20 protein-coding genes are annotated in these 17,891 nt (G+C 54.0%); 15 read left to right on the top strand and 5 right to left on the bottom strand.

What is annotated here, in order from left to right; translation table 11 throughout:
* On the bottom strand, positions 1-238 hold a 238-nt coding region (locus tag GA0061070_RS12235), incomplete at its 3' end, for a transposase domain-containing protein (protein ID WP_208598169.1).
* A gap of 105 nt (positions 239-343) precedes the next feature.
* Entirely contained in the window at positions 344-1,351 is a 1,008-nt protein-coding gene (gene flk / locus GA0061070_RS12230) for a flagella biosynthesis regulator Flk (protein WP_167353572.1), read from the bottom strand.
* A gap of 120 nt (positions 1,352-1,471) precedes the next feature.
* Between flk and pdxB the strand changes: the two genes are divergently transcribed.
* The 15 genes from pdxB (at position 1,472) to hisP (ending at position 15,557) form a co-directional block, all read left to right on the top strand.
* Positions 1,472-2,608 (top strand): 4-phosphoerythronate dehydrogenase PdxB, encoded by a 1,137-nt coding sequence (gene pdxB, locus GA0061070_RS12225; RefSeq protein WP_090136414.1) that lies wholly within the window; start codon positions 1,472-1,474, stop codon positions 2,606-2,608.
* Between the two features lie 65 nt (positions 2,609-2,673).
* Positions 2,674-3,687 carry an aspartate-semialdehyde dehydrogenase gene (locus GA0061070_RS12220; RefSeq protein ID WP_090136411.1) on the top strand — a complete coding sequence of 338 codons (1,014 nt, stop codon included), beginning with the start codon at positions 2,674-2,676 and terminating at the stop codon, positions 3,685-3,687.
* Positions 3,687-4,499 (top strand): tRNA pseudouridine(38-40) synthase TruA, encoded by an 813-nt coding sequence (gene truA, locus GA0061070_RS12215; RefSeq protein ID WP_090136410.1) that lies wholly within the window; start codon positions 3,687-3,689, stop codon positions 4,497-4,499. The genes GA0061070_RS12220 and truA overlap by 1 nt, the downstream gene beginning before the upstream one ends.
* 28 nt (positions 4,500-4,527) lie before the next feature.
* Complete coding sequence (locus GA0061070_RS12210) at positions 4,528-5,187, top strand: DedA family protein (RefSeq protein WP_090136409.1); 660 nt, start codon at positions 4,528-4,530, stop codon at positions 5,185-5,187.
* A gap of 103 nt (positions 5,188-5,290) precedes the next feature.
* Positions 5,291-6,205 carry an acetyl-CoA carboxylase, carboxyltransferase subunit beta gene (gene accD, locus GA0061070_RS12205; RefSeq protein ID WP_090136408.1) on the top strand — a complete coding sequence of 305 codons (915 nt, stop codon included), beginning with the start codon at positions 5,291-5,293 and terminating at the stop codon, positions 6,203-6,205.
* Positions 6,206-6,275: 70 nt separating this feature from the next.
* Positions 6,276-7,544 (top strand): bifunctional tetrahydrofolate synthase/dihydrofolate synthase, encoded by a 1,269-nt coding sequence (gene folC, locus GA0061070_RS12200; protein WP_090136407.1) that lies wholly within the window; start codon positions 6,276-6,278, stop codon positions 7,542-7,544.
* Complete coding sequence (gene dedD / locus GA0061070_RS12195) at positions 7,534-8,244, top strand: cell division protein DedD (RefSeq protein ID WP_090136406.1); 711 nt, start codon at positions 7,534-7,536, stop codon at positions 8,242-8,244. The genes folC and dedD overlap by 11 nt, the downstream gene beginning before the upstream one ends.
* Positions 8,245-8,474: 230 nt before the next feature.
* Positions 8,475-8,963, top strand: a complete 489-nt coding sequence (gene cvpA / locus GA0061070_RS12190) for a colicin V production protein (RefSeq protein ID WP_007371056.1) — start codon at positions 8,475-8,477, stop codon at positions 8,961-8,963.
* A gap of 33 nt (positions 8,964-8,996) precedes the next feature.
* The gene (gene purF / locus GA0061070_RS12185) at positions 8,997-10,514 is read left to right on the top strand and encodes an amidophosphoribosyltransferase (protein ID WP_090136405.1); all 1,518 of its coding nucleotides are present in this window, start codon (positions 8,997-8,999) and stop codon (positions 10,512-10,514) included.
* Positions 10,515-10,607: 93 nt separating this feature from the next.
* Positions 10,608-11,189: a UbiX family flavin prenyltransferase gene (locus GA0061070_RS12180; protein WP_090136404.1), complete on the top strand. Its 582-nt coding sequence runs from the start codon at positions 10,608-10,610 to the stop codon at positions 11,187-11,189.
* A gap of 271 nt (positions 11,190-11,460) precedes the next feature.
* On the top strand, positions 11,461-12,243 hold the full coding sequence (gene argT, locus GA0061070_RS12175) for a lysine/arginine/ornithine ABC transporter substrate-binding protein ArgT (protein ID WP_090136403.1): 783 nt from the start codon (positions 11,461-11,463) through the stop codon (positions 12,241-12,243).
* A gap of 265 nt (positions 12,244-12,508) precedes the next feature.
* Positions 12,509-13,291 (top strand): histidine ABC transporter substrate-binding protein HisJ, encoded by a 783-nt coding sequence (hisJ, locus tag GA0061070_RS12170; RefSeq protein WP_090136402.1) that lies wholly within the window; start codon positions 12,509-12,511, stop codon positions 13,289-13,291.
* 85 nt (positions 13,292-13,376) lie between these two features.
* Entirely contained in the window at positions 13,377-14,063 is a 687-nt protein-coding gene (locus GA0061070_RS12165) for a histidine ABC transporter permease HisQ (RefSeq protein WP_090136401.1), read from the top strand.
* Complete coding sequence (locus GA0061070_RS12160; protein ID WP_090136400.1) at positions 14,060-14,776, top strand: ABC transporter permease; 717 nt, start codon at positions 14,060-14,062, stop codon at positions 14,774-14,776. The genes GA0061070_RS12165 and GA0061070_RS12160 overlap by 4 nt, the downstream gene beginning before the upstream one ends.
* A gap of 7 nt (positions 14,777-14,783) precedes the next feature.
* Positions 14,784-15,557 (top strand): histidine ABC transporter ATP-binding protein HisP, encoded by a 774-nt coding sequence (gene hisP, locus GA0061070_RS12155; protein WP_007371063.1) that lies wholly within the window; start codon positions 14,784-14,786, stop codon positions 15,555-15,557.
* A 29-nt stretch (positions 15,558-15,586) separates the two neighbouring features.
* Here the strand turns inward: hisP and GA0061070_RS12150 are convergent, their stop codons facing one another.
* The 3 genes from GA0061070_RS12150 to yfcG all read right to left on the bottom strand — a co-directional run bounded on the left by GA0061070_RS12150 (position 15,587) and on the right by yfcG (position 17,790).
* Positions 15,587-16,081, bottom strand: a complete 495-nt coding sequence (locus GA0061070_RS12150) for a GNAT family N-acetyltransferase (RefSeq protein ID WP_090136399.1) — start codon at positions 16,079-16,081, stop codon at positions 15,587-15,589.
* A 68-nt stretch (positions 16,082-16,149) separates the two neighbouring features.
* Positions 16,150-17,046 (bottom strand): TIGR01777 family oxidoreductase, encoded by an 897-nt coding sequence (locus tag GA0061070_RS12145; RefSeq protein ID WP_090136398.1) that lies wholly within the window; start codon positions 17,044-17,046, stop codon positions 16,150-16,152.
* Between the two features lie 114 nt (positions 17,047-17,160).
* Positions 17,161-17,790: a GSH-dependent disulfide bond oxidoreductase gene (gene yfcG / locus GA0061070_RS12140; protein ID WP_090136397.1), complete on the bottom strand. Its 630-nt coding sequence runs from the start codon at positions 17,788-17,790 to the stop codon at positions 17,161-17,163.
* Positions 17,791-17,891 lie beyond the last annotated feature (101 nt).

The following is a 17,891-nucleotide window of genomic DNA, read 5'->3' as shown; positions in this document are numbered from 1 at the left end:
GCATGATGTCCAGGCGATTCACAATCTGGTGAAGAGGTTCTTTACGCTCAAGCGCCATGCCAACAATACACCAGACCATCATTTCGAGGGGAAGACGGCGCTTGCGTAGCGTTACTGTACCTGATTCGGCAAGGCAACGAGAGATGAGTTCGGGGTCGAGGTAATCCCCCAGAGAAGTCAGTGGGTTACGCAGAGAATCGTAACGGGATACCAAATCAAGGGCCTGTCCAATGTACATAAAAAAATCCGGAAACGAGTGAGCGTTTCCGGATTCTTACACAGCCACTGGATCGGTCAACTGATCCTTAACTGATCGGCATTACCTCGTCCGGAGGGGAATTTTTTAACTCACTAGCCAGAATAGCGCTAATACGATAAGCAGGACGATGAAAAAGAACCCTGGGCGCGTGGAAATCGATTTTATCGTTTCGACAATGGGTGCGACAAACGGGCTGTAAATGGGCTGAATATCACGAACCTCAAATGTGCCCGTCGCACGTTCTGTGCGGCGTAAAAAGACCTGATTAAGAATGTCCTGAACCTGTGCCGTCGTCAGGATTGTCTGCGGCGTGGCCTGCCATGTCTGCCGGGCATACTCGGTAATAGTACGCATTTCTGTATCATCCAGCGGCTGTTTCAGGGCGCTCTGGATAGTGTGCAGCGTGGGCGCGCTGTGCGTGCTTAATGTCTGGCGCGCCTGCAACCATGTCATCAGCGGCGCGAAATGTTTTGCCGGGATCAGCTCACCGGTTTTGACGCCGGAAAGCTCCATCATCGACTGCCAGATTAATTTACCGGATTCGCCTGTTGCTGCCGCCAGTTTCGTCACTGCCTGGTTCAGCGAGTTGTGCTCGGCAGGCAGCAGTGGACGCTCGGTGGCCGGGCGTTGCAGCGGCTGCGGGATGGTGATCTGGTTATTCTGCAACATGGTCAGCACGGTTTTTAACTGCTGAGGCGTTAACTGACTGAGCGCCGTCTGACCAAACTGCTGACGAATAAAATCGCTCACCGCCTGGCGATTATTCCCCTGACTTAACAGCTCCGTCAGTTGTGAAACCACCTGGCGGTTGGTGTGGTTCTGCGTTGCAGTTTCCACGCGCTGATTGAGGTTCTGCTCAGCAGCAGGGAAGTGGCGCGAGAGCAGCGGAGCGTCATTCTTCAGCCCCAAATCGTGTTTCACACCAGCCCATACTTCTGCACTTTGCTGCTGCGTAAGCGCGATTAAGCGAATAACCAGTCGCTCCAGCACGGTACGTTGCAGGGTGGATAAGGGCTGTTCGCCGGCATTACTCGCGGCTTGTATCGGCTCTTGCCCGGGAGGGCGCGCGGGCGTCCCCGGAATGGGTTGCATCATGGATTTCCTCTCACTCTCGCATGTCGCATGGCGATGGTCGGCATTGCAGGTATGCCTGGCGGCGAGATTATGGCACACTTGCGCGCTCAACTCCCGTTCTCAAACAGGTACTGTAGCGTGAAAATCCTTGTTGATGAAAATATGCCTTATGCCCGCGATCTTTTTAGCCGTCTGGGTGAAGTGAAAGCGGTTCCCGGTCGTCCAATTCCGCTTTCGGAACTGGCCGATGCTGATGCGTTAATGGTGCGCTCCGTGACGAAAGTCAACGAGGCATTATTACAGGGGACGGGAATCAAATTTGTCGGTACGGCAACCGCCGGAACTGACCATGTCGATGAAGGATATTTGCAGCAAGCGGGGATCGGCTTTTCCGCAGCGCCAGGCTGCAACGCCATTGCGGTTGTAGAGTATGTATTCTCTTCGCTATTAATGCTGGCAGAGCGCGAAGGCTTTGCTCTTAAAGATCGTACAGTCGGGGTTGTCGGTGTGGGCAATGTGGGCGGACGCTTACAGGCGCGCCTCGAAGCGCTGGGGATCCGCACGCTGCTATGCGATCCGCCGCGCGCCGATCGTGGCGATGGCGGTGATTTCCGCTCACTTGATGAGCTGGTGCGTGAAGCGGATGTGCTGACCTTCCATACACCGTTGTTTAAAGATGGTCCGTATAAAACGCTGCACCTGGCGGATGATGCCCTGCTGGCGCGTCTGAAGCCTGGCACTATTCTGATTAATGCCTGTCGTGGCCCGGTGGTAGATAATGCGGCGCTGTTGCAGCGTTTGCAGGCGGGACAGGCGCTGCATGTGGTGCTGGACGTATGGGAGCCGGAGCCTGACCTCAACGTGGAACTGCTGCAACGCGTTGACATTGGCACCTCGCATATCGCCGGATATACCCTTGAAGGCAAAGCTCGTGGCACAACACAAGTGTTTGAAGCTTATAGTGAATTCATCGGTAAACGTACCCAGGTAGCGCTCGATACGCTACTGCCTGCGCCGGAATTTGGCCGCATAACGCTGCACGGTCCTCTCGATCAGTCAACGCTAAAAAGGCTGGTTCATTTGGTGTATGATGTGCGCCGTGACGATGCGCTGCTGCGAAAAGTGGCAGGTATGCCGGGTGAATTTGATAAGTTACGTAAAAACTATCTTGAGCGTCGCGAATGGTCATCACTGTATGTGCAGTGTAATGATGCCAGTGCCGCCGCGCTGTTGCGGCAACTGGGTTTTAACGCCACGCACACCCCGGCCCGTTAATGTCTTCTTAATGCTCCCTGCGGAACAATGCCGCAGGGACGCTTTATTTCCTGGAGTAAATCACCATGTCTGAAGGCTGGAATATTGCCGTTCTTGGCGCCACTGGCGCTGTCGGAGAAGCCTTGCTCGAAACGCTGGAGGAACGCCAGTTCCCGGTAGGCGAACTGTACGCGCTGGCCAGAGAAGAGAGCGCGGGCGAAAACTTACGTTTTGCGGGTAAAACCGTGCGCGTTGAAGATGTTGCCAGTTTTGACTGGACGCAGGTGCAACTGGCATTTTTCGTCGCCGGTGCGCAGGCATCTGCGACCTGGATTGAAGAGGCCACCAACGCCGGTTGCCTGGTGATCGATACCAGCGGTCTGTTTGCGCTGGAGCCGGATGTGCCGCTGGTCATGCCGGACGTAAACCCCTTTGTGCTTGCGGATTACCGAAACCGCAATATTGTTGCCGTGCCAGACAGCCTGACCAGCCAGTTGCTGGCCGGTATTAAACCGCTGATTGACGAAGGCGGTTTTTCGCGTGTATCCGTCACCTGCATGCTGTCTGTTTCACGCAGCGGCAAACAGGCGGTCGATGCGTTAGCAGGGCAGAGCGCCAGGCTGCTGAACGGTATCCCGATTGATGAAGATGACTATTTTGGCCGCCAGCTAGCGTTCAACATGTTGCCGCTGCTGCCGGATAGCGAAGGTAGCGTGCGTGAAGAGCGGGTGGTTATCGATCAGATGCGCAAAATTTTGCAGGATGACGGTCTGATGATCTCCGTAAACTGCGTACAGTCGCCGGTATTTTACGGCCATGCGCAGATGGTCAGTTTTGAAGCACTGCGTCCGCTGGCTGCCGAAGAAGCGCGCGATGCATTTGCCCGTTTTGACGAAATTGTGCTGTCTGAAGAGAATGAGTTTCCTACTCAGGTGGGTGATGCTTCCGGTCAGACGCATCTTTCTGTGGGTTGCATCCGTAATGATTACGGCATGCCGGAGCAGATCCAGTTCTGGTCGGTGGCCGACAACGTACGCTTCGGAGGCGCGCTGATGGCGGTCAAAACCGCCGAGAAACTGGTGCAGGAGTATTTGTACTGATGCAGGACGAAGTCAAAGCGCCAGTCTACAAAATTGCGCTGGGTATTGAGTACGACGGTAGCAAGTATTACGGCTGGCAGCGTCAGCAAGAAGTGCGCAGTGTGCAGGAGAGGCTGGAAAAGGCCCTCTCGCAGGTTGCTAATGAACCGATCAACGTGTTCTGCGCCGGGAGAACTGACGCGGGTGTGCATGCGACAGGGCAGGTTGTGCATTTCGAAACGACTTCGCTGCGCAAAGATGCCGCCTGGACGTTAGGGGTTAATGCGAATTTGCCTGGTGACATCGCGGTGCGTTGGGTAAAAACTGTTGCCGATGATTTTCACGCTCGTTTCAGCGCTACGGCTCGCCGTTACCGCTACATTATTTACAACCATCGTTTACGTCCGGCGGTGTTAGGCCACGGGGTTACGCATTATCACCAGCCGCTGGATGCCGGGCGGATGCATCGCGCCGCCCAGTGCCTGCTTGGCGAAAATGATTTTACCTCGTTTCGCGCGGTGCAGTGCCAGTCGCGCACGCCGTGGCGCAATCTGATGCATATCAACGTCAGTCGCTACGGCAATTACATTGTGGTTGATATAAAAGCCAATGCCTTTGTACATCATATGGTCAGGAATATTGTCGGTAGCCTGATGGAAGTGGGTGCCAACAACCAGCCGGAGAGCTGGATAGCAGAGTTGCTGGCGGTCAAGGATCGCACGCTGGCGGCAGCAACGGCGAAAGCGGAAGGGCTATATCTGGTGGCGGTGGATTACCCAGCGCGCTTCGACCTTCCGACTGCGCCAATGGGCCCGCTGTTCCTTGCGGACTAGTCGCAATTCATAAAAGGCATAAATAAATATGGACTTAATACGTTTCCTTATTGATTTCATCCTGCATATCGATGTGCATATGGCGGAACTGGTCGCACAGTATGGCATCTGGGTTTATGCGATCCTGTTTGTGATCCTCTTTTGCGAAACCGGGCTGGTGGTTACGCCTTTCCTGCCGGGGGATTCGCTGCTGTTTGTCGCTGGTGCGCTGGCCTCTCTCGGCACGAACGATCTGAATGTGCATCTGATGGTTGTACTGATGCTTATCGCCGCAATTGCCGGTGACGCGGTGAACTACACCATTGGGCGACTCTTTGGCGATCGATTATTCAGTAACCCGAATTCAAAGATTTTCCGTCGTAGCTATCTTGATAAAACCCATCAGTTTTATGAACGGCATGGTGGCAAAACCATTATTCTGGCGCGCTTTGTACCGATTGTGCGGACATTTGCGCCATTTGTTGCCGGGATGGGGCATATGTCCTACCGCCACTTCGCCCTTTTCAACGTAGCGGGCGCGCTGTTATGGGTACTGCTGTTTACCTACGCCGGGTATTTCTTTGGCACCCTGCCGATGGTTCAGGAAAATCTTAAGCTATTAATTGTGGCAATTATCGTAGTGTCTATACTTCCGGGTGTGATTGAGATTATTCGTCACCGACGCGCTGCGGCAAAGCAGATAAAATAAGGGCGCAATGGCGGTTCGACCATTTTTTTATCCCAAGTTGCGAACTGTTATGTTTTAATGTGCACCATTTATGGGCTACCAGGTTCATGTATAAAGGTTATCAATGAGCTGGATTGAAAGAATTAAGAGCAACATCACTCCCACCCGAAAGGCAAGTATCCCTGAAGGGGTGTGGACAAAATGCGATAGCTGCGGCCAGGTGCTGTACCGCGCCGAGCTGGAGCGTAACCTTGAAGTCTGCCCGAAATGCGATCACCACATGCGGATGTCAGCGCGTAATCGCCTGCATAGCTTGCTGGATGAAGGTTCGCTGGTAGAACTGGGTAGCGAGCTTGAGCCGAAAGATGTGCTCAAGTTCCGCGATTCAAAAAAATACAAAGACCGTCTGGCAACAGCCCAGAAAGAGACCGGCGAGAAAGACGCGCTGGTAGTAATGAAAGGCACGCTGCACGGCATGCCGATTGTGGCTGCGGCATTTGAGTTTTCCTTTATGGGCGGCTCCATGGGCTCCGTCGTTGGCGCACGCTTTGTGCGTGCCGTCGAGCAGGCGCTGGAAGACAACTGCCCGCTGATCTGTTTCTCCGCTTCCGGCGGCGCACGCATGCAGGAAGCGCTGATGTCGCTGATGCAGATGGCGAAAACTTCCGCTGCGCTGGCGAAAATGCAGGAGCGCGGTTTGCCGTATATCTCCGTGCTGACCGACCCGACCATGGGTGGTGTTTCCGCAAGCTTTGCGATGCTGGGCGATCTGAACATCGCCGAACCGAAAGCACTGATTGGCTTTGCTGGCCCGCGCGTTATCGAGCAGACCGTGCGTGAAAAACTGCCGCCGGGCTTCCAGCGCAGTGAGTTTCTGATCGAAAAAGGCGCGATTGATATGATTATCCGCCGTCCGGAACTGCGTCTGAAGCTGGCGCGGATTCTGGCGAAGCTGATGAATCTACCAGCGCCGAATCCGGATGAATCGCATGTTGGCACGGTGACTCCGTTACCGGTCGATCAGGAAGGCGAAGCCTGATAATACCGAAGGGCAGGGCCACCAGGCGCTGCCCTTTTGCTTTACAAACCGTACATTATCAACGGGCATCATGGACATTAAACGCATTCCGCAAGCCACGTCGCCCCTGGCCGCGTGGCTTTCTTATCTGGAAAACCTGCACAGTAAAACCATCGATCTGGGGCTTGAGCGCGTAAGCCAGGTGGCGGCGCGCCTTGATGTGCTACACCCCGCACCGTTTGTCTTTACCGTCGCCGGAACCAATGGCAAAGGCACCACTTGTCGTACGCTGGAGTCGATTCTGTTGGCGGCGGGCTATCGGGTTGGCGTCTACAGTTCACCGCACCTGGTGCGCTATACCGAACGCGTGCGCATCCAGGGCGGGGAGTTGGTTGAAAGCGAACATACCCGCTCTTTTGCGGAGATTGAAGCCGTTCGTGGCGAGATTTCACTGAGCTATTTTGAATATGGCACTTTGTCTGCGCTATGGTTGTTTAAGCAGGCGCAACTCGACGTAGTGATCCTTGAGGTAGGGCTGGGCGGTCGGCTGGACGCCACCAATATGGTGGATGCGGATGTCGCTGTGGTCACCAGCATTGCGCTGGATCATACCGATTGGCTCGGCCCGGATCGCGAAAGCATTGGCCGCGAAAAAGCGGGCGTCTTCCGCAGTGGTAAACCGGCTGTGGTTGGCGAACCTGATATGCCGCAGTCCATTGCCGATGTGGCGCAGGAGAAGGGTGCGCTGTTGCTGCGTCGGGGCGTTGATTGGGATTATGACGTTAATGCGCAGGGCTGGCGTTTTCGCGATGCCCTGGGCGAGCTTACCAATTTGCCGCTGCCGCAGGTACCGCAGCCAAATGCGGCAACCGCACTGGCTGCGCTGCGCGCCAGTAAGCTGGCGGTCAGCGAGCAGGCGATCCGTGACGGTATTGCCGATGCTATTTTGCCTGGACGCTTCCAGATTGTCAGCGAGTCGCCGCGTCTGATCCTCGATGTTGCTCACAATCCTCATGCTGCTGGTTACCTTGCCAGCCGTCTTGCTATGTTGCCGAAGAATGGCCGCGTACTGGCGGTGATTGGTATGTTGCATGACAAAGACATCGCCGGGACGCTTGCCTGTCTGGAGCCGGTGGTCGATAGCTGGTATTGTGCCCCACTGGAAGGGCCGCGCGGCGCAACGGCAGAACAACTGCTGGAGCATCTGAATTCTGGCCGGGCGTGGCCGGATGTTGCGCAGGCCTGGCAGGCGGCGATGGCCGATGCTGGCAGCAACGATACTGTTCTGGTGTGTGGGTCGTTCCACACGGTGGCACATGTCATGGAAGCGATGGACGCGGGGAGAGCCGGTGGCAAGTAAGTTTCAGAACCGTTTGATGGGTACCATTGTGCTGGTTGCGCTCGGGGTGATAATTCTTCCCGGGCTTCTCGACGGGCAGAAAAAACATTATCAGGATGAATTTGCCGCGATCCCGCTGGTGCCGAAACCTGGCGATCGTGATGAGCCGGACATGATGCCAGCTGTGACGCAGGCGCTCCCGGCGCAGCCGCCGGAAGGCGCGGCCGAAGAGGTACGCGCTGGCGATGCAGAAGCACCATCGCTGGATGCTTCAAGACTGGCGGCGAACGGTACTCCACGACCGGAAGCCACCAGCACGCCAGTTGAACAACCGAAACCTAAACCACAGCCAAAACCGCAGGTGCAGCAACAAACTGCGCCGTCTGCAACGCGTGATAAAGCCAGCGAGCAACTCGCTGTGGCAAACGAAACATCCGCGCCGCCAGCAAAAGCGCAGGACGACAAAACGGTACCGACCGGTAAAGCGTATGTGGTACAGCTTGGCGCGCTGAAGAATGCGGATAAAGTGAATGAAATCGTTGGTAAATTGCGTAGCGCAGGTTATCGCGTTTACACATCGCCGACGACGCCGGTTCAGGGTAAAATCACCCGTATTCTGGTGGGGCCGGATGCGTCACGGGATAAGCTGAAAGGCTCACTGGAGGAGTTGAAACAGCTCTCCGGGCTAAGTGGTGTGGTGATGGGGTATACGCCGAACTAAGGGCTGAAGATAAAAAACGGCGCCGCTTCTCATCCCTCTCTGCACGGCAAAGCGGGCAGGGATGAGGGGAAATAAAGCCCTGACGACAGGCAACCGGAACCGTGGCGTTGAATATTTTTTCAGCGCCATTTTTATTTCCGCGCGGGAAGGAAATCCCTACGCAAACGTTTTCTTTTTCTGTTAGAATGCGCCCCGAACTGGACGACAGGGCGTAAAATCGTGGGACACATATGGTCTGGATTGATTACGCCATCATTGCGGTGATTGGTTTTTCTTGTCTGGTAAGCCTGATCCGCGGCTTTGTTCGTGAAGCGTTATCGTTGGTGACATGGGGTTGTGCTTTCTTTGTCGCCAGTCATTACTACACTTACCTGTCTGTCTGGTTCACGGGCTTTGAAGACGAACTGGTGCGCAATGGGATAGCCATCGCGGTACTGTTCATCGCGACGCTGATTGTCGGTGCTATCGTTAACTATGTGATTGGTGCGCTGGTCGAGAAGACTGGCCTGTCGGGTACAGACAGAGTACTGGGGATCTGTTTTGGCGCGCTACGCGGCGTACTGATCGTCGCCGCCATTCTGTTCTTTCTCGATACCTTTACCGGGCTGTCGAAAAGTGAAGACTGGCAGAAGTCGCAGCTTATCCCGCAATTCAGCTTCATCATCAGATGGTTCTTTGACTATCTGCAAAGTTCGTCGAGTTTCTTGCCCAGGGCATAGGCCCTGAGATGTGGCTTAACGAGGAAAAGACGTATGTGCGGTATTGTCGGTATCGCCGGTTTTATGCCGGTAAACCAGTCGATTTATGACGCGTTGTCGGTGCTTCAGCACCGTGGGCAGGATGCCGCAGGCATCATCACCATCGACGAAAACAACTGTTTCCGTCTGCGTAAGGCGAACGGTCTGGTGAATGATGTATTCGAGGCCCGCCATATGCAGCGTCTGCAGGGCAATATGGGGATTGGCCACGTACGTTATCCTACCGCGGGTAGTTCCAGCGCATCTGAAGCGCAGCCTTTTTACGTTAACTCCCCTTACGGCATCACGCTGGCGCACAACGGCAATCTGACCAATGCGCATGAGCTGCGTAAAAAGTTGTTCGAAGAAAAGCGCCGCCACATTAACACCACTTCTGATTCTGAAATCCTGCTCAATGTGTTTGCCAGCGAGCTGGATAACTTCCGCCACTACCCACTGGAAGCGGATAACATTTTTGCCGCCATTGCCAGCACTAACCGCCAGATCCGTGGTGCTTATGCCTGCGTGGCGATGATTATTGGCCACGGTATGGTGGCTTTCCGCGATCCGAATGGCATCCGCCCATTAGTGCTGGGCAAGCGTGAAATCGGCGATGGCCGTACTGAATATATGGTGGCGTCTGAAAGCGTGGCGCTGGATACGCTGGGCTTCGAATTTCTGCGTGATGTCGCGCCGGGCGAAGCGGTGTATATCACCGAAAAAGGCCAGTTGTTCAGCCGTCAGTGTGCGGATAACCCGGTCAGCAACCCGTGCCTGTTCGAATACGTTTATTTCGCGCGTCCGGATTCCTTTATCGACAAAATTTCCGTCTACAGCGCCCGCGTCAATATGGGTACTAAGCTGGGCGAGAAAATCGCGCGAGAGTGGGAAGACCTGGATATCGATGTGGTCATTCCTATCCCGGAAACGTCCTGCGATATCGCGCTAGAAATTGCGCGTATCCTCGGTAAACCGTACCGCCAGGGCTTTGTGAAAAACCGCTATGTCGGCCGTACCTTTATCATGCCGGGCCAGCAACTGCGTCGTAAATCCGTACGCCGTAAGCTGAACGCAAACCGTGCCGAGTTCCGCGATAAAAACGTGTTGCTGGTCGATGACTCCATCGTGCGCGGCACCACTTCCGAGCAGATTATCGAGATGGCTCGCGAAGCCGGGGCGAAAAAAGTGTACCTCGTTTCTGCTGCGCCGGAGATTCGCTTCCCGAACGTATACGGTATCGATATGCCAACGGCCAATGAGCTGATCGCTCACGGGCGCGAAGTGGATGAAATCCGCCAGATCATCGGTGCTGACGGTCTGATTTTCCAGGATCTCAACGATCTTATCGAAGCTGTCCGCTCTGAAAACCCGGATATCCAGCAGTTTGAGTGCTCGGTGTTCAACGGTGTGTATGTCACCAAAGATGTTGATCAGCAGTACCTTGATTATCTCGACTCCCTGCGTAATGACGATGCCAAAGCGGTGCAGCGTCAGAACGAAGTGGAAAGCTTAGAGATGCATAACGAAGGTTAATCCTGCCGTGCCCCTCCATCGTGAGGGGCGCAATCTGTTGCAACGCCCTCTATAATCAGGCAAAGTTCGTCCGATAAAAAAGGGGCAACAATCATGAAACGACTCATTGTGGGGATTTCAGGCGCCAGTGGCACAATCTACGGTATTCGCCTGTTGCAGGTGCTGCGCGATGTGGCCGAGGTTGAAACCCATCTGGTAATGAGTCAGGCGGCCCGCCAGACGCTGGCGCTGGAAACTGATTTTTCTCTGCGCGATGTACAGGCGCTGGCGAATGTGGTGCATGATGCGCGTGATATCGCCGCCAGCATCTCGTCCGGTTCGTTTAAAACTGCAGGTATGGTGATCCTTCCTTGTTCGATCAAAACCCTCTCCGGCATTGTGCACAGCTACACCGATAGCCTGCTGACGCGGGCGGCAGATGTGGTGCTGAAAGAGCGCAGGCCGCTGGTGTTGTGCGTACGTGAAACGCCGCTGCACCTTGGGCATTTGCGCTTGATGACACAAGCGGCGGAACTGGGCGCAGTGATCATGCCGCCGGTACCGGCGTTTTATCACCGTCCGCAAAGCCTGGAGGCGGTGATTGATCAGACCGTTAACCGTGTGCTCGATCAATTTGACATTGCGTTGCCGGAAGATCTGTTTACCCGCTGGCAAGGGAGCGATGCTGCAAAGTAGTGCGCTGCTACCCGGCATGCGCTTTTTTGGGGCAATTCTGCAAGCGCGATCATATCCTCAACATTTAATCCTCTTTTCACCGTGCTAACGCTCCGGTTCGTTCAGCAGACCTGCTATCTTTCATCATTAAGTAAGTTTGCAACGTTTTATTAACAAATTTAACGCGGTCTTTTTCCGACTGCGGGAAACTGGCATAAGACGTGCAAGGTAACTGCCAGCAACACAACACAACGTAATACAGAATAAAAAACAGAACACTTGAGGGTAATGTATGAAGAAGACGGTTCTCGCTCTGTCTTTACTGTTGGGCCTGTCAGCGACAGCCAGCGTTTTTGCAGCGCTTCCCCACACGGTGCGCATCGGTACTGATGCAACCTATGCGCCGTTCTCATCGAAAGATGCGAAAGGGGACTTCGTGGGGTTTGATATCGATCTCGGCAACGAAATGTGCAAACGCATTCATGTGAAATGCACCTGGGTCGGCAGCGATTTTGATTCGCTGATCCCGTCGCTGAAAGCGAAGAAAATCGACGCCATCATCTCTTCCCTGTCGATTACGGAAAAACGTCAGCAGGAAATTGCATTCTCTGACAAGCTCTACGCCGCCGATTCCCGCCTGATCGCCGCCAAAGGTTCATCTATTCAGCCGACGCTGGATTCGCTGAAAGGCAAGCATGTTGGTGTATTGCAGGGCTCTACTCAGGAAGCTTATGCCAATGATAACTGGCGTACCAAAGGCATTGATGTCGTGGCCTACCAGAACCAGGATCTGATTTACTCCGACCTCGCTGCGGGCCGTCTGGATGCTGCATTCCAGGATGAAGTCGCTGCCAGCGAAGGCTTCCTGAAACAACCTGCCGGGAAAGGCTTCGCTTTCGCTGGCCCGTCAGTGAAAGATAAGAAATACTTCGGCGACGGCACCGGTATTGGTCTGCGCAAGGATGATACTGAGCTGAAAGCTGCGTTCGACAAAGCGTTTGCCGAACTGCGTAAAGATGGTACCTACGACAAACTCGCCAAAAAGTACTTCGACTTTAATGTCTATGGCGATTAAGGCTGCATAACCCGGCTTATCCGGGATGAGGGAAATATGCACCACGTGAAATAACTGGCGTGGTGCATTTATACGGTAAATGTCTCGTTGTGGTGCGCTCATTGCACTGCGGTGGTGCATGAATGCATAGTTAAGCATTCATACTGCAAAAAAAAGCCAGCGCGCGGGCATAATTTTTTGCCTTGCCAGGGCATATGATGGCACGATAACGGCACCGTATTGTTATAAAAATTCCCTTAGGAAAGACAGTCTGTTGAGGATAATGATGAAAAAACTGGTGCTCTCTCTTTCGCTGGTGCTTGCGTTTTCCAGCGTTTCTACTGTGTTCGCAGCCATTCCGCAAAAATTACGTATTGGTACTGATCCCACTTATGCGCCTTTCGAATCGAAGAATGCGCAAGGGGAACTGATCGGTTTTGACATCGATTTGGCGAAAGAGCTGTGCAAACGCATCAAAACCCAGTGTGTGTTTGTTGAGAACCCGCTGGATGCACTGATCCCCTCGCTGAAAGCGAAAAAAATCGACGCCATCATGTCATCGCTCTCCATTACCGAAAAACGTCAGCAGGAAATTGATTTCACCGACAAGCTTTACGCGGCGGATTCCCGACTGGTGGTAGCGAAAAACTCTGACGTCCAGCCGGATCTGGACAAGCTGAAAGGCAAGCGCATTGGTGTGTTGCAGGGCACCACGCAGGAAACTTACGGTAACGTAAACTGGGCACCAAAAGGGGTGGAAATCGTCTCCTATCAGGGCCAGGACAACATTTACTCTGACCTGACTGCCGGCCGCATTGATGCCGCGTTCCAGGATGAAGTGGCAGCCAGTGAAGGTTTCCTGAAAACGCCGGTTGGCAAAGATTATAAATTTGGTGGCCCGTCCATCAAAGATGAGAAATTGTTTGGCGTCGGTACTGGCATGGGCATGCGCAAAGGCGACACCGAACTGCGCGATGCGCTGAACAAAGCGTTTGCTGAAATGCGCGCTGATGGCACTTACGAAAAGCTGGCGAAGAAATACTTTGATTTTGATGTTTATGGTGGCTAATACCACCCGTGCTTAACGTGCAGCCCCTCTCATATTGGGAGGGGAAGAGACACGGTAAAACACCACATACGACAGGACTGGCTGCATGCTGTACGGGTTTTCTCAAGTTATATTACACGGTGCGTTAGTCACCCTGGAGCTGGCCATCAGCTCGGTGGTGCTGGCGGTGCTTATTGGTCTGGTGGGTGCTGGGGCGAAACTGTCGAAAAACCGGCTGCTGGCGCTGATCTTTGAAGGCTATACCACACTTATTCGCGGTGTGCCGGATCTGGTATTGATGCTGCTGATTTTTTACGGCCTGCAAATCGCTCTCAACAGCATCACGGATGCACTGGGTATGGATCAACTGGATATCGATCCGATGGTCGCTGGTATTATTACTCTCGGTTTTATTTACGGCGCTTATTTTACGGAAACCTTCCGCGGTGCCTATATGGCGGTACCGAAAGGACATATTGAAGCGGCAACGGCGTTTGGTTTTACTGGTCGGCAAATCTTCCGCCGCATCCTGTTCCCGTCGATGATGCGTTATGCACTGCCTGGGATTGGTAACAACTGGCAGGTGATCCTGAAAGCGACTGCGCTGGTTTCTCTGCTGGGGCTGGAAGATGTGGTCAAAGCCACTCAGCTCGCCGGGAAAAGCACCTGGGAACCCTTCTATTTTGCTATCGTCTGCGGGGTGATTTACCTCGTTTTTACAACGGTTTCCAATGGTGTGCTGCTTCTTCTCGAACATCGCTACTCCGTGGGTGTGAAGAGGGCTGATCTGTGATCGAGATCATTCACGAGTACTGGCAATCGCTGCTGTGGAGCGACGGTTATCGCCTGACGGGCGTGGCAATTACCCTGTGGCTGTTGATTTCATCGGTGGCGATGGGTGGCGTGATGGCGGTGTTTCTGGCTATCGGACGTGTTTCCAGCAATAAATTTATCCGCTTCCCGATCTGGTTATTTACCTACGTGTTTCGCGGTACGCCGCTCTATGTTCAGTTGCTGGTGTTCTACTCAGGTATGTACACGCTGGAGATCGTCAAGGGCACCGAATTGCTGAATGCCTTCTTTCGTAGCGGCCTGAATTGCACGGTGCTGGCGTTGACGCTCAATACCTGTGCCTATACCACTGAGATTTTCGCCGGGGCGATCCGTTCGGTGCCGCACGGCGAAATTGAGGCGGCGCGGGCCTATGGTTTTTCGTCGTTCAAAATGTACCGTAGCATTATTCTGCCGTCGGCACTGCGCATTGCGCTGCCAGCGTACAGCAACGAAGTGATTTTGATGCTGCACTCAACGGCGCTGGCCTTTACCGCTACGGTGCCGGATCTGCTGAAAATTGCCCGTGATATCAACTCTGCAACTTACCAGCCGTTTACCGCGTTTGGTATTGCTGCGGTGCTGTATCTGATTATCTCTTATGTGCTGATTAGCTTATTCCGCAAGGCGGAAAAGCGCTGGTTGCAGCATATGAAACCTTCTTCGACGCACTGAGAACACGATGTCTGAGAATAAATTAAACGTTATCGATCTGCACAAACGCTACGGCGAACATGAAGTGCTGAAGGGCGTCTCGTTGCAGGCCAACGCGGGCGATGTCATTAGCATTATCGGATCCTCCGGTTCCGGCAAAAGTACCTTTTTGCGCTGTATTAACTTCCTCGAAAAACCGAGCGAAGGTACCATCGTGGTCAATGGCCAGAATATCAATCTGGTACGTGATAAAGATGGCCAGTTGCGGGTTGCGGATAAACACCAGTTGCGTCTGCTGCGCACGCGTCTGACGATGGTGTTCCAGCATTTCAACTTGTGGAGCCATATGACGGTGCTGGAGAACGTCATGGAAGCACCGATTCAGGTGCTGGGCTTGAGCAAGCAGGAAGCCCGCGAGCGCGCGGTGAAATATCTGGCTAAAGTCGGCATTGATGAGATGCAGCAGCAAAAGTATCCGGTGCATTTGTCCGGTGGTCAGCAGCAGCGTGTTTCCATTGCTCGCGCACTGGCGATGGAACCGGAAGTATTGCTGTTTGATGAACCGACTTCGGCACTCGATCCTGAGCTGGTGGGCGAAGTGCTGCGCATTATGCAGCAACTGGCGGAAGAGGGGAAAACCATGGTGGTGGTAACGCATGAAATGGGCTTTGCCCGCCATGTTTCCACCCACGTTATCTTCCTGCACCAGGGCAAGATTGAAGAAGAGGGCGCGCCGGATGAGCTGTTCGGTAACCCGAAAAGCACGCGTTTGCAACAGTTCCTCAAGGGTTCACTGAAGTGATATAAGGCCGCCGTACAGGCGGCCTCAATCTATGCTTTTTCTCGCCGGTAAATCCAGTCGTCATGGTATTCGCCGTGCAGCAGGTAGGCTTTTTCCAGCACCTGTACACGCTGAAAACCGCTTTTTTCCAGTACTCTCACCGACCCCTGATTCTCTGCCAGCACCCAGGCGTTAAGTGCCTGTACCTTGCTATCAAACGCGTAATTGCACAGCGCCTGTAGCGCTTCTGATGCAATGCCTTGCCCCTGCGCTGCGGGTGCAATTGCGTAGCCGACATCGGCTTCCTGTGGGTTGTGCTGGCTGATACGCAGACCGATATCACCCACCGAAGCATGCTGCTCGTTGCGAATAATAAAAGCGTGACGATCGGCAAGACGATCGTCAAACAAGGTGCGGATATGATCTTCAGAGGCGATCTCGCCCATATAGCGCATCACGCTGCTATTCCTGCGCAGTTGCAGGAAAAATGGCCAGTCGGAAGGTTCAAACGAGGAGAGGATCAAACGGGAAGTGTACAACGTCATGCCAGCGCCCTTACGGTGGTAACGCGTCTTATCTTACCACTGCAAACGCGCTGGCGGAGCCACGAAAATTAAGAGGTTACAATATCTTCCAGCGCCTCTTCCAGATCGTACCAGCGGAAAGCGAAACCGGCGGCTTCGAGGCGTTTCGGCAGTGCGCGTTGGCCGCCAAGCACCAGAACGGAGGATTCGCCCATCATCAGGCGCACGGCAAAAGCGGGCGCGCGCATAATGGCCGGTCGGTGCAGCACATGGCCGAGTGTGTGAGCAAACTGCTCATTGCGCACCGGATAGGGTGAAACCATATTGAACGGCCCGCGCAGATCGTTATCCAGCAGCCAGAGAATGCCGTTTAGCATATCGTCGATATGGATCCACGCCAGATACTGACGGCCATTGCCAATTGGGCCGCCGAGACCGAGACGAAACAGCGGCAGCAGCTTGCCGAGGATCCCGCCCTGTGGTGCGAACACCACACCGGTACGCAGCAGGCAAACGCGGGTGCGTTCGCTTTGCGCTTCGCAGGCAATTTGCTCCCAACGGTCGCAAAGTTTGTGGGTGAACTCGTTATGTGGTGGTTCCTCTTCCGTGACCACCACTTCACCGAGATCGCCGTAGTAGCCTGTCGCAGATCCAGAAATCAGCACGTGCGGCGGTGTGTCGCTGGCCTTAATCAAATCCGCTAGCTGTTGCGTTATCTGCCAGCGGCTGTTGCACAGACGCTGCTTCTGTTCTTCGCTCCAGCGTTTATCGGCGATCGGCTCGCCTGCCAGGTTGATCACTGCATCAAACTCATTGAGATGAGTGTGATCGTTTAGCCCTTTCCACAGCGTCACGCGGCCATCAAGTAGCTGTTGCGCTTTGGCCGGGCTGCGTGTGACAACGGTAACGGCATGCCCAAGCTCCAGCAGCCGAGGGATGAGATGACGACCAATCAGGCCAGTCCCGCCAGTAATCAGTATCTTCATGTTTCCCTCCTTTGGTGATGTTCCATTTCAGCATAAGTGAGCGGCTCAAATTCGCATGCGATACCGAACACATTTCACGGATTTTTTTAACTATCAGAACAGGTTACCTGGCTTTCATAGCTGCTGTGCTTTTTGCAGCGCCCGCTCGGTAGCCGGACGGGTACGGATGCGCTCATACCAGTTAAACACGGCGGGATAATCCTCAAGATTCACGTGCTGGCGCTGGTGAGAGTGGATCCACGGCCAGGCGGCAATATCCGCAATGCTATAATGCTCGCCTGCCAGCCATGGCACCCGCTCCAGCCGCTTATTCAAGACCTGATACAGACGCTGGGTTTCGACCTGATAGCGCTCAATGGCATATGGTACTGGCTGCGGCGCAAAGTGGTTAAAGTGATGGTTTTGCCCGAGCATTGGGCCCAAACCGGCAACCTGCCAGAAAAGCCACTGCAAGGTGATATGGCGTTCACGCAGTTCATCGCTGAGTAATTTTCCCGTTTTTTCCGCCAGATAAAGCAGAATCGCGCCAGATTCAAACACGCTCAACGGCGCGCCGCCATCGGCTGGCATATGATCGACAATAGCCGGGATTTTATTGTTCGGGGAGATAATCAGAAAATCCGGACGAAACTGGTCGCCTTTGCTGATATCGACGCGGATCAGGCGGTATTCTAGCCCGCTTTCTTCCAGAAATAGTGTTACTTTATGGCCGTTTGGTGTGGGTGCGAAATAGAGGTCTATCATCAATACTCCAGGTCTAATAGCCTAATGGGCCAGGCTCTAAGAATAATCGTCACTCCCAGAGTATAGATGTTCCCTCTGGCTGCTGAGTTTTCATTAAGTGA

Source organism: Kosakonia oryziphila, assembly GCF_900094795.1.
Classification (GTDB): Bacteria; Pseudomonadota; Gammaproteobacteria; order Enterobacterales; family Enterobacteriaceae; genus Kosakonia; species Kosakonia oryziphila.
This window is presented reverse-complemented; position numbering and strand designations above follow the sequence as displayed.

What these genes read in the sequence shown, in the direction of transcription:
- flk (WP_167353572.1), bottom strand. Translation starts at nt 1,351, where the DNA reads ATGCAACCCATTCCGGGGACGCCCGCGCGCCCTCCCGGGCAAGAGCCG.
- GA0061070_RS12220 (WP_090136411.1), top strand. Translation starts at nt 2,674, where the DNA reads ATGTCTGAAGGCTGGAATATTGCCGTTCTTGGCGCCACTGGCGCTGTC.
- truA (WP_090136410.1), top strand. Translation starts at nt 3,687, where the DNA reads ATGCAGGACGAAGTCAAAGCGCCAGTCTACAAAATTGCGCTGGGTATT.
- GA0061070_RS12210 (WP_090136409.1), top strand. Translation starts at nt 4,528, where the DNA reads ATGGACTTAATACGTTTCCTTATTGATTTCATCCTGCATATCGATGTG.
- accD (WP_090136408.1), top strand. Translation starts at nt 5,291, where the DNA reads ATGAGCTGGATTGAAAGAATTAAGAGCAACATCACTCCCACCCGAAAG.
- folC (WP_090136407.1), top strand. Translation starts at nt 6,276, where the DNA reads ATGGACATTAAACGCATTCCGCAAGCCACGTCGCCCCTGGCCGCGTGG.
- cvpA (WP_007371056.1), top strand. Translation starts at nt 8,475, where the DNA reads ATGGTCTGGATTGATTACGCCATCATTGCGGTGATTGGTTTTTCTTGT.
- purF (WP_090136405.1), top strand. Translation starts at nt 8,997, where the DNA reads ATGTGCGGTATTGTCGGTATCGCCGGTTTTATGCCGGTAAACCAGTCG.
- GA0061070_RS12180 (WP_090136404.1), top strand. Translation starts at nt 10,608, where the DNA reads ATGAAACGACTCATTGTGGGGATTTCAGGCGCCAGTGGCACAATCTAC.
- argT (WP_090136403.1), top strand. Translation starts at nt 11,461, where the DNA reads ATGAAGAAGACGGTTCTCGCTCTGTCTTTACTGTTGGGCCTGTCAGCG.
- hisJ (WP_090136402.1), top strand. Translation starts at nt 12,509, where the DNA reads ATGAAAAAACTGGTGCTCTCTCTTTCGCTGGTGCTTGCGTTTTCCAGC.
- GA0061070_RS12165 (WP_090136401.1), top strand. Translation starts at nt 13,377, where the DNA reads ATGCTGTACGGGTTTTCTCAAGTTATATTACACGGTGCGTTAGTCACC.
- hisP (WP_007371063.1), top strand. Translation starts at nt 14,784, where the DNA reads ATGTCTGAGAATAAATTAAACGTTATCGATCTGCACAAACGCTACGGC.
- GA0061070_RS12150 (WP_090136399.1), bottom strand. Translation starts at nt 16,081, where the DNA reads ATGACGTTGTACACTTCCCGTTTGATCCTCTCCTCGTTTGAACCTTCC.
- GA0061070_RS12145 (WP_090136398.1), bottom strand. Translation starts at nt 17,046, where the DNA reads ATGAAGATACTGATTACTGGCGGGACTGGCCTGATTGGTCGTCATCTC.
- yfcG (WP_090136397.1), bottom strand. Translation starts at nt 17,790, where the DNA reads ATGATAGACCTCTATTTCGCACCCACACCAAACGGCCATAAAGTAACA.